This window comes from Streptomyces sp. adm13(2018) (assembly GCF_008042145.1).
Taxonomy (GTDB): Bacteria; Actinomycetota; Actinomycetes; order Streptomycetales; family Streptomycetaceae; genus Streptomyces.
The window spans coordinates 89,115-100,951 of record NZ_RDBH01000114.1; the positions used below are offsets into that span (position 1 = coordinate 89,115).

Below are 11,837 nucleotides of genomic sequence, written 5' to 3' on the forward strand. Positions count from 1 at the left end.
CGCCGGGGCGCTGGGCGGGGGTGTGGAGCTGTCGGTGGCGGCGGAGCGGGCGGCGACGCTGCTGGCGCCGCTGCTGCCGGAGGCCGTCGACCATGTGCTGCTCCAGGCGGATCTGACGGCGGTGGCGCCGGGGCCGCTGCGGCGGCCGTTGTCCGACGCGCTGGCAGTGCTCGCGGACGTGGAGTCGAAGGGTGGTGCGACGGTCTACCGCTTCACGCCGGGGTCGGTGCGGCGGGCGCTGGACTCGGGGCAGACCGCCACCGACCTGCACGAGTTCCTGAAGGCGCACTCGCGGACGCCGGTGCCGCAGCCGTTGTCCTATCTGGTCGACGACGTGGCGCGGCGGCACGGTCATCTGCGGGTGGGGGCGGCGTCGGCGTATGTGCGCTGTGACGACGACACGGTGCTCGGCGAGATCCTGGCGGACCGGCGTTCCGCTTCGCTCGGGCTGCGGCGGCTCGCGCCGACGGTGCTCGCGGCGCAGACGGATCCGGTGGCGCTGCTCGACGGGCTGCGGTCCATGGGGTACGCGCCGGCGGCCGAGTCGGCGACGGGCGATGTGCTGATCACGCGCGCGGACGCGTACCGCACGCCGGCGCGTACGGCGCCGGTGCCGGTGCCGGACGGCCCGCCGGCCCCGGACTCGACGCTGCTGGGTGCGGCGGTGCGGGCGATCCGGGCGGGTGACCGGGCGGCGACGGCGGTGCGCAAGGAGCCTGCGGCGGCGGCCCCGGCGGCGTCGGGCGCCCTGCCGCGGACGTCGGCGGCGGAGACCCTGGCGACCGTGCAGGCGGCGGCGATGACGGGTTCGGCGGTGTGGATCGGTTATGTGAACGCGGAGGGCGGGGCGAGTCAGCGGGTGATCGCCCCGGTGCGGGTGGAGGGCGGTTTCGTGACGGCCTTCGACCACACGGCGGACGAGGTCCGTACGTATCCGCTGCACCGGATCACGGGTGTGGCGGAGCTGGCGGACGACCAGGTGTAGCGGGCGCGGGCGCAGGGGTCCGCCGCGGTCGGGCACGCGCCGGCCCCGGTGTCCGCTCGGGTCGGGCACACTGGAGGATTGGCCGTTACGGGAACGGCACGGTGTCGGAAGGACCTGATCACGTGAATGGACCTCTCATCGTCCAGAGTGACAAGACGCTGCTCCTGGAGGTCGACCACGAGCTGGCCGAGGCGTGCCGGCGGGCCGTCGCGCCCTTCGCCGAGCTGGAGCGCGCGCCGGAGCACATCCACACGTACCGGCTGACGCCCCTCGGTCTGTGGAACGCGCGGGCGGCCGGTCACGATGCCGAGCAGGTCGTCGACGCGCTCGTCGAGTACTCGCGCTATCCCGTCCCGCACGCGCTGCTCGTCGACATCGCGGAGACCATGGCGCGGTACGGGCGGCTGACGCTGTCCAAGCACCCCACGCACGGACTGGTGCTGACCAGCACGGACCGGCCGGTCCTTGAGGAGATCCTGCGGTCGCGGAAGGTGCAGCCGCTCGTCGGGGAGCGGATCGACGCCGACACCGTCGCCGTGCACCCCTCGGAGCGCGGGCAGATCAAGCAGACGCTGCTGAAGCTGGGGTGGCCGGCCGAGGACCTCGCCGGGTACGTGGACGGCGAGGCCCACCGGATCGACCTGGCGGAGGACGGCTGGACGCTGCGGCCGTACCAGAAGCAGGCCGTGGAGGGCTTCTGGCACGGTGGCTCCGGGGTCGTCGTGCTGCCCTGCGGCGCGGGCAAGACGCTGGTCGGGGCGGGTGCGATGGCCCGGGCCAAGGCGACCACGCTCATCCTCGTCACCAACACGGTCTCGGCCCGCCAGTGGAAGCACGAGCTGGTGCGGCGGACCTCGCTCACCGAGGACGAGATCGGCGAGTACAGCGGGACGAAGAAGGAGATCCGGCCGGTCACCATCGCCACGTACCAGGTGCTGACGACCCGGCGGAAGGGCGTCTATCCGCACCTGGAGCTGTTCGACTCCCGGGACTGGGGTCTGATCGTCTACGACGAGGTGCACCTGCTGCCCGCGCCGGTCTTCAAGTTCACCGCCGACCTCCAGGCGCGGCGCCGGCTGGGGCTCACCGCCACGCTGGTGCGCGAGGACGGGCGCGAGTCCGACGTCTTCTCGCTCATCGGTCCCAAGCGGTTCGACGCGCCCTGGAAGGAGATCGAGGCGCAGGGCTACATCGCGCCCGCCGACTGCGTCGAGGTCAGGGTGAACCTGACCGACTCCGAGCGGCTCGCCTACGCGACGGCCGAGGCCGAGGAGAAGTACCGCTTCTGCGCCACGACCGCGACGAAGCGGAAGGTGACCGAGGCGCTGGTGAAGAAGTTCGCGGGTCAGCAGATCCTGGTCATCGGGCAGTACATCGACCAGCTGGACGAGCTGGGCGAGCACCTCGACGCGCCGGTCATCAAGGGCGAGACGCCGAACTCCCAGCGGGAGAAGCTGTTCGACGCGTTCCGGAACGGCGAGATCAGTGTGCTCGTCGTGTCGAAGGTCGCGAACTTCTCGATCGACCTGCCGGAGGCGACCGTCGCCATCCAGGTGTCCGGCACCTTCGGCTCGCGCCAGGAGGAGGCGCAGCGCCTCGGCCGGGTGCTGCGTCCGAAGGCCGACGGGCACCAGGCGCACTTCTACTCGGTGGTGGCGCGGGACACGATCGACCAGGACTTCGCGGCGCACCGGCAGCGGTTCCTCGCCGAGCAGGGGTACGCCTACCGGATCGTGGACGCGGACGAGCTGCTCGCGCCGTGAGTGCGCCCCTCAGTCCAGGAGCGCCAGCAGGGGCGCCGCGACCGCCAGGAGGTACTGGGCGGTCACCAGGCCCCTGCGGGGCGCGATCAGGGCCGCCACGCCCGTGACGGCTCCGGCGAGCAGCGTCCAGAACGCCGCCGTGGCGAACCCCTTGGCGGCGCCGTCGCCGTTGACGGCGTCGACGAGGACCGCCACGACGGTGGCGAGGCAGCAGGCCGCCAGGAGGAGGAACCCGCAGCCCGCGATGATGCGCAGGGCCCGGGGGCTCGGGGCGTAGGGGTCGGTTCCGTGGTCGTGGTGGGTCGGCGTCGTCGGCGTCGTCATGTGCTGATCACATCAGCGCCCCGCCCCGCCGCGGCAGACGTGTTCGTACTCAGTCGGGGCCGGGGGCGTACCTGGGGCGCGGGTTCCTGACGCCGGCCTCGGGCGGTCCGTAGTCGCCCAGGAGGACGACGCCGGCCGCCGCGCCGCCGAAGGCGCGTATCGCGCGCAGTGCGGTGCCGAGGGGGCGGACCCGGGGGCGGGTCACGGTGGTCACGAGGGTGAAGGTCGTCGCAGTCATGCCTCCATGATGGAATCCGGACATACCGAACACATCGCCCTGGGGGGTGAACCGGCGGGGCGGCCGGGTCCGACGTGAGGGGGACGCCGTCCCCTACGGGATGGAGACGGGCGGAAACCGTTCGCTCCCGGGCCCGCCCAGGAGTTACACTCGCCAGCTTCCCCGCCTCCCTCCGTGGAGAGCCGCCGCCCGGTCGGTAACCGGCGGCCACCTCGACGTGTCCGTGTACCCGCCGTACCCGCCCCGGAGGCTCCGCCGTGTCCGTGCCCGTATCCGACGATCCCCTGGCCCGCGAGCGCGCCCATCTGACGTCGTCCCGCGCCGCCCTGCGCGCGATGCGCGAGGACGTCGAGGCGCTCGACATCAAGGACGTCACCGCGAACTGGGTGAACTCGGTGGTCCTCGGGCGGCAGATCGAGGACCGGATCAAGGCCCTCGCGGACCTCTCCCACACCCCGCTGTTCTTCGGGCGGCTCGACTACCTGCACACCACGCAGGAGGGGCAACGCTTCTACATCGGGCGCCGGCACGTGCACGACGCCGACGGCGACCCGATGGTCATCGACTGGCGCGCGCCGGTCTCGCAGCCGTACTACCAGGCCTCGAAGAAGGACCCGCAGGACGTCGGGCTGCGCCGGCGCTTCGGCTACACGGGCGGGGACCTCACCGCGTACGAGGACGAGCACCTCTCCGACCCGGAGGAGCTGGAGCGGACCAGCCGGCTGCTCCAGGCCGAGATCGAGCGGCCCCGCGTCGGCCCCATGCGGGACATCGTCGCCACGATCCAGCCCGAGCAGGACGGGATCGTCCGGTCCGGTCTCTCCGGGACCGTCTGTGTGCAGGGCGGGCCCGGGACCGGGAAGACCGCCGTCGGTCTGCACCGTGTCGCCTACCTGCTGTACGCGCACCGGGAGCGGCTGGCCCGGACCGGGACGCTGGTCATCGGGCCGAACCGGTCCTTCCTGCACTACATCGAGCAAGTCCTTCCGGCGCTGGGCGAGTTGGAGGTCAAGCAGGCCACCGTGGACGACCTGGTGGGCGGTGTCGTCGAGGTGCGGGGCACCGACGAGGCGGCCACCGCCGTCGTCAAGGGCGACGCCCGGATGGCGGAGCTGCTGCGGCGGGCGGTGCGCTCGCACGCGGCGCTGCCGAAGGAGCCCCTCATGGTGGTGCGCGGGTCGCGCCGCTGGCGGGTCCCGGCCTACGAACTGGAGGAGATCGTCCAGGAGTTGATGGACCGCGACATCCGGTACGGGGCCGCCCGCGAGGCGCTTCCGCAGCGGATCGCGCACGCGGTCCTGGTGCGGATGGAGGAGGCTGGGGAGGCGCCGGACGACCGGGTGCAGAACGCCGTCGCGCGGACCACGGCGGTGAAGGCGGTCGTGAAGGAGTGCTGGCCGCTGGTGGAGCCGGCGAAGCTGGTGCTGCGGCTGCTCGGGGACGCGGAGTTCCTGGCGGAGCACGCCGAGGGGCTGTTCACCGAGGACGAGCAGAAGCTGCTGCTCTGGGCGAAGCCCGCGCGGAGTGTGAAGACGGCGAGGTGGTCGGCGGCGGACGCCGTCCTCGTCGACGAGGCCCGGGACCTGGTGGAGCGCACGCACTCGCTCGGCCACGTCGTGGTCGACGAGGCGCAGGATCTGTCCCCGATGCAGTACCGGGCGGTGGGCCGGCGCTGTACGACCGGTTCGGCGACGGTCCTCGGGGACCTCGCCCAGGGCACGACGCCGTGGGCGACGGCGAGTTGGGCGGAGGCACTGCGGCACCTGGGGAAGCCGGAGGCGGTGGTGGAGGAGCTGACCGCCGGTTTCCGGGTGCCGCGCGAGGTCATCGCGTACGCCTCGCGGCTCCTGCCGCACATGTCGCCGGGGCTCGCGGCGGTGGAGTCGGTGCGGGAGAACCCCGGGTCGCTGGAGGTGCGGCACACGGACGCGCTCGACGAGGACGTGGTCGCGGCCTGTGTCGAGGCGCTGGCGCACGAGGGGTCGATCGGACTCATCGCCGCGGGCGCGCGGATCGCCCCCCTCACCGGGGCGCTGGCGGCCGCGGGCCTCGCGCACCTCTCCCCCGGTGAGGAGACCACGGCCGAGTCGCGGCTGACGCTGGTCCCCGCGTCGCTCGCGAAGGGCCTGGAGTACGACTACGTGGTCCTGGACGAGCCCGCGGCCGTCGTCGACGGCGAGCCGGACGAGCGGACCGGGCTCCGACGGCTGTACGTGGCGCTGACCCGCGCCGTGTCGGGACTGACGGTCGTCCATTCCGCTCCCGTTCCGCCGCAGTTGGCGCAGGTGTGAGCCGAGGGCGTCCACACGGCCTGCCCGGAGAACGCCGACGGGTTCGAGGTGGAGCTCCTCGCGGCGCCGGAGGGCGACGCGGACCGGTCGGTCGGCGGCCGATGAGTATCTTCGGGGGCGTCGGTCTATAGGTTCGTATCCGCTGCTGCGGCACCAGGGCTGAGCAGTCGTCATGAACTTCGCGGGAGAACCCAGATGCGTACTCTGATCAGCTCCGTCTTCGTCTCGCTCGACGGCGTCGTGGAGGCACCGGGCGGCGAGCCCGGCTACCGGAACTCGGGCTGGACCTTCAAGGAGACGGAGTTCGTCCCCGAGGCGTACGCGCTCAAGGGGCGGGAGCAGGAGGAGGCCGGGGCGATGCTGCTCGGCCGGAAGAGCTACGAGGCGTTCAGCGCGGTCTGGCCGGACATGGAGGACTTCGCCCGCTACAGGACGCTGCCGAAGTACGTGGTGTCGACGACCCTCACCGAGGACGACCTGGTCGACAGCTGGGGCGAGACCACGATCCTGCGCTCGCTCGACGAGGTCGCCGCGCTGAAGGAGACCGAGGGCGGTCCGATCATCATGCACGGCAGCGCGTCGCTGGGCCGGGCGCTGTCGGACGCCGGTCTGATCGACCGGTACCACCTGCTCGTCTTCCCGCTGCTGCTCGGCGCGGGCAAGCGGCTGTTCAGCGAGACGGACAAGGACACGCAGAAGCTGGAGCTCGTCGAGCACGAGGTGTACTCCAACGGGATCCAGAAGAACGTGTTCGACGTCGTCCGCTAGGTGGTTCCCAAGGGGTGATCGGCGCGCGCCGTCGCCGCGTACTCCGCGAGTGCCTCGGTGCGGGTGCGGCGGGCTACCGCCGCGAGCACCGGGTTCGTCTCGCGGTAGTAGTGCTCGGTGACCAGGCCCCAGGCCAGCGCCCAGCCGCGGCCGCGCGCCCAGGTCGCGTCGTCGACGCGGGCCGTCTCGCGGAAGAGCGGGCGGGTGTCGGCGGTGAACAGGGTCCAGGCGGGCATCGTGTCGCAGGCGGGGTCGCCGGTGCCGACGCCGCCGAAGTCGATGACGGCGCTGAGGCGGCCGTCCCGGCCCAGCAGGTTGCCCGGGAGCAGGTCGCCGTGGATCCAGACGGGCGGGCCGTCCCACTGCGGGAGCCGCAGGACGGCCTCCCAGGAGGCCGTGGCGAGGTCCGCGTCGATCAGGCCCTCGGCGCCGAAGTCGCGGATCACGCCGGGGAGATGACCGTCCTCCCAGGTGGTGACGTGGCCGCCCCGGAAGGACGGGGGCCCGTCGCTCGCGTCGACGGCGCGGAGGGCGGCGCCGAAGCGGCCGAGGGCGCCGGCCGCGTGGGCGAGGTCGGTGAGCGGGGCGTCGTACGTGTCCTCGCCGTCGAGCCAGCGGTAGACCGACCAGGGCCACGGGAAGTCCGCGCTCGCCCCGGCCCGCCCCACGGGGACGGGGACGTCCAGGGGCAGGTGCGGGGCGAGCAGGGGCAGCCAGCGCTGCTCCTTCTCGACCTGGCCCACGGCGTGCGCGGCCCGGGGCAGCCGTACGACGAGCTCGTCACCGAGCCGGAACAGGACGTTGTCCGTCCCGGCCGACCGCACGGCCCGCACGCACAGGCCCCCCGGCCCGCCGCCGGAACCGCCCCCCGCATGCCGCTGGCCGTCTACATCCTCGGCCTGTCCGTCTTCGCGCTCGGCACGAGCGAGTTCATGCTCTCCGGACTGCTGCCGCCCATCGCGGAGGACATGAACGTCTCCATCCCCCGCGCCGGACTGCTCATCTCGGCCTTCGCGATCGGCATGGTCGTCGGCGCGCCGCTGCTCGCCGTCGCCACCCTGCGGCTCCCCCGCAAGACCACCCTCATCGCCCTCATCACCGTCTTCGGCCTCGGCCAGATAGCCGGCGCGCTCGCCACCGACTACGCCGTCCTCTTCGCCTCCCGCGTCGTCAGCGCCCTCGCCTGCGCCGGCTTCTGGGCGGTGGGCGCCGCGGTGGCCATCGCGATGGTCCCGGTCGGCTCCCGCGCCCGCGCCATGGCGGTCATGATCGGCGGCCTCTCCATCGCCAACGTCCTCGGCGTCCCGGCCGGCGCCTTCCTCGGCGAGCACCTCGGCTGGCGCTCCGCGTTCTGGGCGGTCGGCGTCGCCTCCGCGATCGCCCTCGTCGGCGTGGCGACCCGGATCCCCCACATCCCGCTGCCCGAGACGAAGCCCCGCCTCAGGAACGAGATCGCGATCTACCGCGACCGCCAGGTCCTCCTCTCGATCGTCGTCACCGCGCTCGCCGCGGGCGGTGTGTTCTGTGCCTTCTCCTATCTGGCACCGCTGCTCACCGACGTGTCCGGTCTCGACGAGGCCTGGGTCTCCGGCGTCCTCGGGCTCTTCGGCATCGGCGCCGTGATCGGTACGACGATCGGCGGCCGGGTCGCCGACGCCCACCTCTTCGGCGTGCTGCTGACGGGCATCGCCGCCTCCACGGTCTTCCTGGTCGCCCTGGCCCTGTTCGCGTCCAGCCCGGTCGCCACGATCGTGCTGACCTTCCTGCTGGGCGTCTCGGCCTTCTACACGGCCCCGGCCCTCAACGCCCGCATGTTCAACGTCGCCGGGGCCGCCCCGACCCTCGCGGGCGCCACCACCACCGCCGCCTTCAACCTCGGCAACACGGGCGGCCCCTGGCTCGGCGGCACCGTCATCGACGCGGGCCTCGGCTTCGCCTCGACCGCCTGGGCGGGCGCGGCCATGACGGTCGTCGGCCTGGGTACGGCGGCGGTGGCCCTCAAGCTCCACCGGTCGCCCTCCCGCGTGGTGACCTCGGGCACCCCGCGGAACGAGGAGGCCACCGCGCCCAGCTCCTGCTGAGTGCGGCGCCCGCCGCCGCGACGTCACCGCGGCGGCGGGGAAACCTCCTGCGTGCGGCGCCGCCATGGCCGTACGGTGGCGCGATGACGACCCGGATGATCATCCTCAACGGCGGTTCCAGCGCGGGCAAGTCCGGCATCGTGCGGTGCCTCCAGGCCGTGCTCCCCGAGCCCTGGCTCGCGTTCGGCGTCGACTCGCTCATCGAGGCGATGCCCAGCGCGATGCAGGACTCCGACGACGGCATCGGGTTCGACGCCGACGGCGGGGTGAACGTCGGCGCCTCGTTCCGCGCCCTCGAAGGCGCCTGGGCGCAGGGCGTCGCCGCGATGGCCCGCGCCGGGGCCCGGATCGTCGTCGACGACGTCTTCCTGAGCGGTGCCGCCGCCCAGGAACGCTGGCGGAGCGTCGTCGGCGACCTCGACGTGCTCTGGGTCGGCGTCCGGTGCGACGGCGCCGTCGCCGAGGGCCGGGAGATCGCCCGCGGCGACCGGGTTCCCGGCATGGCCGTACGGCAGGCGGACGCCGTGCACCGGGGCGTGGTCTACGACGTGGAGGTCGACACCACCCGCGCCGAGTCACTGGAGTGCGCCCGCGCCATCGCCGCCCACGTGCGCTGAGCTGGAGCCCCCTCGATCCGGTCCGGCCGCGGCCCACCGGGCCGTACGGTCTCTCAGGCGGGTGCCGGGCGGCTCTTCGGGCGGCGGAGGCCCGCCTCCGTGAGGCGGCGCAGCAGTTCCTTCGAGCCGACCTCGACCGCGCCGCCGGCCACGGCGTCCGCGTACCGGTCGGAGGGTATGTCGTAGTGGTCCCGCTCGAAGGCGCGCGCAGGGGCGCCGATCGAGGCGGCGAAGGTGTGCAGCTCCTCGAACGAGACGTCGCTGACGAGGTGCGACCACATGCGTCCGTGGCCGGGCCAGGTGGGCGGGTCGATGTAGAGGGTCACGTCCGAACCGCCTTCGCCTCGGTGACGCGCCCCCTCACGTCAGGCCGCCCACCGGTGCGACCACGACGCCCTGCTTGCCGCACACCCAGTGCGGGTCCGGGCCCAGCTCGGGTTCCACGTCCAGGGCGTGCGGGTCGCCCGCCGAGCAGACCGGGCAGATCGGCCAGCGGCCGTACCGTTCGAGGAGCGCGTCCTGGACGTCCTGCGCGACCAGGCCGGCGACGAACGCCCGGCCCTCCGGCCACTGCTCGACCCACCAGCGCCGGTGGGTCACCGCGTCCTCCACCATCGACACCATCTCGGCCGCGGCGACCTCGCGGGCCGCCAGGTCCGCCAGTACGAGCGCGCGGGCGGTGTGCAGCGCCTGCTCCACGGGGTCGATGTCGTCCATCCCCCCATTGTCACCCCGGCCGGGCGGCTCGCGAAAAGGTCCAAGGTCCCGGCCCGATCCGGGACCGAAGGGGTCTTGTCGCACCGCCGTTCCGAAAGTATCTTTCAGGCGTGACCAATGACGTGAAGGAAAGTTTCACGGGCGACGCACCCCCCGCCCCCGCCGCGCTCGCGGCCAAGGTGCGGACCCTCGCGCCGTCCATGACCCGCTCGATGCAGCGGGTCGCCGAAGCCGTCGCCGGAGACCCCGCCGGCTGCGCCGCGCTCACGGTCACCGGCCTCGCCGAACTCACCGGCACCAGTGAGGCGACCGTCGTCCGCACCGCCCGCCTCCTCGGCTACCCCGGCTACCGCGACCTCCGGCTCGCCCTCGCCGGCCTCGCCGCCCAGCAGCAGTCCGGCCGCGCGCCCGCCGTCACCGCCGACATCGCCGTCGACGACCCGATCGCCGACGTCGTCGCCAAGCTCGCCTACGACGAGCAGCAGACCCTCGCCGACACCGCCGCCGGACTCGACACCGTCCAGCTCGGCGCCGCCGTCGCCGCCCTGGCCACCGCCCGCCGCATCGACATCTACGGCGTCGGCGCCTCCGGCCTCGTCGCCCAGGACCTCGGCCAGAAGCTCCTCCGCATCGGCCTGATCGCGCACGCCCACAGCGACCCGCACCTCGCCGTCACCAACGCCGTGCAGCTCCGCTCCGGCGACGTCGCCCTCGCCATCACCCACTCCGGCTCGACCGGCGACGTCATAGAACCGCTCCGGGTCGCCTTCGACCACGGAGCCACCACGGTCGCGATCACCGGCCGCCCCGACGGACCGGTCACGCAGTACGCCGACCACGTCCTCACCACCTCGACCGCCCGCGAGAGCGAACTGCGCCCCGCGGCCATGTCGTCCCGCACCAGCCAACTCCTGGTCGTGGACTGCCTGTTCACCTGCGTCACGCAGCGCACGTACGAGACGGCGGCCCCTGCCCTCGCCGCTTCGTACGAAGCCCTGGCGCACCGCCACTCACCCCGCACCCGCTGACGACCACAGCACCGAAAGAGCCGCTCGTGTCTGCTACGTACTCCGAACTCCGCGCCCAGCTGGCCACCCTCACCACCGAAGCGTTCCGTCCGGAACTGGCCGAGATCGACCAGCTCCCCACCGCCGAGATCGCCGCGCTCATGAACGGCGAGGACGCCACCGTCCCCGCCGCCGTCGCCCGGCAGCTCCCCGCCATCTCCGCCGCCATCGACGCCACCGCCGAGCGGATGGCCCGCGGCGGACGCCTGATCTACCTGGGCGCCGGCACCGCGGGCCGCCTCGGCGTCCTCGACGCCAGCGAATGCCCGCCCACCTTCAACACCGACCCCAGCGAGGTCGTCGGCCTCATCGCCGGCGGCCCGTCCGCCATGGTCAAGGCCGTGGAGGGCGCCGAGGACTCCAAGGAGCTGGCGGCCGAGGACCTCACCGCGCTCAAGCTCACCGCGGACGACACCGTCGTCGGCATCTCCGCCTCCGGCCGCACCCCGTACGCCATCGGCGCCGTCGAACACGCCCGCGCCCTCGGCGCCCTCACCATCGGCCTCTCCTGCAACGAGGACAGCGCGCTCGCCGCCGCCGCCGAACACGGCATCGAGGTCGTCCCCGGCCCCGAACTGCTCACCGGCTCGACCCGCCTCAAGGCGGGCACCGCGCAGAAGCTCGTCCTCAACATGATCTCGACGATCACGATGATCCGGCTCGGCAAGACGTACGGAAACCTCATGGTCGACGTCCGCGCCTCCAACGAGAAGCTCCAGGCCCGCTCGCGGCGGATCGTCGCCCTGGCCACCGGCGCCCCGGACGAGCAGATCGAGACCGCCCTCGCCGCCGCCGACGGCGAGGTGAAGCACGCCATCCTCATGATCCTCGCCGACGTCGACGCCCCCACGGCCGCCGAGCGGCTCTTTCGGTGCTGTGGTCGTCAGCGGGTGCGGGGTGAGTGGCGGTGCGCCAGGGCTTCGTACGAAGCGGCGAGGGCAGGGGCCGCCGTCTCGTACGTGCGCTGCGTGACGCAGGTGAACAGG

12 protein-coding genes and 2 pseudogenes are annotated in these 11,837 nt (G+C 73.2%); 8 read left to right on the forward strand and 6 right to left on the reverse strand.

Annotation, left to right across the window (positions count from 1 at the left end):
• Together EAO70_RS12535 and EAO70_RS12540 are read left to right on the forward strand one after the other, a co-directional pair.
• Positions 1-985, forward strand: a 985-nt coding sequence (locus EAO70_RS12535) for a helicase-associated domain-containing protein (protein WP_187283865.1), incomplete at its 5' end; no start/stop codon positions are given.
• 122 nt (positions 986-1,107) lie between these two features.
• Positions 1,108-2,748, forward strand: coding sequence for a DNA repair helicase XPB (locus EAO70_RS12540; RefSeq protein ID WP_148003093.1), 1,641 nt, complete (start codon positions 1,108-1,110; stop codon positions 2,746-2,748).
• Between the two features lie 9 nt (positions 2,749-2,757).
• Here the strand turns inward: EAO70_RS12540 and EAO70_RS12545 are convergent, their stop codons facing one another.
• Complete coding sequence (locus EAO70_RS12545; RefSeq protein ID WP_148003094.1) at positions 2,758-3,072, reverse strand: hypothetical protein; 315 nt, start codon at positions 3,070-3,072, stop codon at positions 2,758-2,760.
• 49 nt (positions 3,073-3,121) lie between these two features.
• On the reverse strand, positions 3,122-3,310 hold the full coding sequence (locus EAO70_RS12550) for a hypothetical protein (protein ID WP_148003095.1): 189 nt from the start codon (positions 3,308-3,310) through the stop codon (positions 3,122-3,124).
• 263 nt (positions 3,311-3,573) lie between these two features.
• Here EAO70_RS12550 and EAO70_RS12555 point away from each other — a divergent pair, with 263 nt between their 5' ends.
• Both EAO70_RS12555 and EAO70_RS12560 read left to right on the forward strand, forming a co-directional pair.
• On the forward strand, positions 3,574-5,601 hold the full coding sequence (locus EAO70_RS12555) for a HelD family protein (RefSeq protein ID WP_148003450.1): 2,028 nt from the start codon (positions 3,574-3,576) through the stop codon (positions 5,599-5,601).
• A gap of 195 nt (positions 5,602-5,796) precedes the next feature.
• Positions 5,797-6,369 carry a dihydrofolate reductase family protein gene (locus EAO70_RS12560; RefSeq protein ID WP_148003096.1) on the forward strand — a complete coding sequence of 191 codons (573 nt, stop codon included), beginning with the start codon at positions 5,797-5,799 and terminating at the stop codon, positions 6,367-6,369.
• Here the strand turns inward: EAO70_RS12560 and EAO70_RS12565 are convergent.
• Positions 6,366-7,202 (reverse strand): aminoglycoside phosphotransferase family protein, encoded by an 837-nt coding sequence (locus tag EAO70_RS12565; protein WP_148003097.1) that lies wholly within the window; start codon positions 7,200-7,202, stop codon positions 6,366-6,368. The genes EAO70_RS12560 and EAO70_RS12565 overlap by 4 nt on opposite strands.
• 39 nt (positions 7,203-7,241) lie before the next feature.
• On the opposite strand from EAO70_RS12565, the gene EAO70_RS12570 reads away from it, so the two are divergent.
• Together EAO70_RS12570 and cpt are read left to right on the forward strand one after the other, a co-directional pair.
• On the forward strand, positions 7,242-8,450 hold the full coding sequence (locus EAO70_RS12570; protein WP_148003098.1) for a Cmx/CmrA family chloramphenicol efflux MFS transporter: 1,209 nt from the start codon (positions 7,242-7,244) through the stop codon (positions 8,448-8,450).
• Positions 8,451-8,533: 83 nt separating this feature from the next.
• Positions 8,534-9,067 carry a chloramphenicol phosphotransferase CPT gene (gene cpt / locus EAO70_RS12575; RefSeq protein WP_148003099.1) on the forward strand — a complete coding sequence of 178 codons (534 nt, stop codon included), beginning with the start codon at positions 8,534-8,536 and terminating at the stop codon, positions 9,065-9,067.
• A 53-nt stretch (positions 9,068-9,120) separates the two neighbouring features.
• On the opposite strand, the gene EAO70_RS12580 is transcribed toward cpt, so the two are convergent.
• Both EAO70_RS12580 and EAO70_RS12585 read right to left on the reverse strand, forming a co-directional pair.
• Positions 9,121-9,393, reverse strand: a complete 273-nt coding sequence (locus EAO70_RS12580; protein WP_148003100.1) for a DUF4031 domain-containing protein — start codon at positions 9,391-9,393, stop codon at positions 9,121-9,123.
• A 34-nt stretch (positions 9,394-9,427) separates the two neighbouring features.
• Positions 9,428-9,784 (reverse strand): hypothetical protein, encoded by a 357-nt coding sequence (locus EAO70_RS12585; protein WP_148003101.1) that lies wholly within the window; start codon positions 9,782-9,784, stop codon positions 9,428-9,430.
• A 110-nt stretch (positions 9,785-9,894) separates the two neighbouring features.
• Between EAO70_RS12585 and EAO70_RS12590 the strand changes: the two genes are divergently transcribed.
• Positions 9,895-10,812 carry a MurR/RpiR family transcriptional regulator gene (locus EAO70_RS12590; protein ID WP_148003102.1) on the forward strand — a complete coding sequence of 306 codons (918 nt, stop codon included), beginning with the start codon at positions 9,895-9,897 and terminating at the stop codon, positions 10,810-10,812.
• 26 nt (positions 10,813-10,838) lie between these two features.
• A pseudogene (gene murQ, locus EAO70_RS12595) lies at positions 10,839-11,741 on the forward strand (N-acetylmuramic acid 6-phosphate etherase); the annotation flags it as partial.
• Here the strand turns inward: murQ and EAO70_RS38480 are convergent.
• A pseudogene (locus tag EAO70_RS38480) lies at positions 11,735-11,837 on the reverse strand (RpiR family transcriptional regulator); the annotation flags it as partial. The pseudogenes murQ and EAO70_RS38480 sit on opposite strands and share 7 nt — an antisense overlap.

Excerpts from the sequence above, each read along its gene's own strand:
- EAO70_RS12570 (WP_148003098.1), top strand. The coding sequence starts at position 7,242 with ATGCCGCTGGCCGTCTACATCCTCGGCCTGTCCGTCTTCGCGCTCGGC.
- EAO70_RS12560 (WP_148003096.1), top strand. The coding sequence starts at position 5,797 with ATGCGTACTCTGATCAGCTCCGTCTTCGTCTCGCTCGACGGCGTCGTG.
- EAO70_RS12550 (WP_148003095.1), bottom strand. The coding sequence starts at position 3,310 with ATGACTGCGACGACCTTCACCCTCGTGACCACCGTGACCCGCCCCCGG.
- EAO70_RS12585 (WP_148003101.1), bottom strand. The coding sequence starts at position 9,784 with ATGGACGACATCGACCCCGTGGAGCAGGCGCTGCACACCGCCCGCGCG.
- EAO70_RS12545 (WP_148003094.1), bottom strand. The coding sequence starts at position 3,072 with ATGACGACGCCGACGACGCCGACCCACCACGACCACGGAACCGACCCC.
- cpt (WP_148003099.1), top strand. The coding sequence starts at position 8,534 with ATGACGACCCGGATGATCATCCTCAACGGCGGTTCCAGCGCGGGCAAG.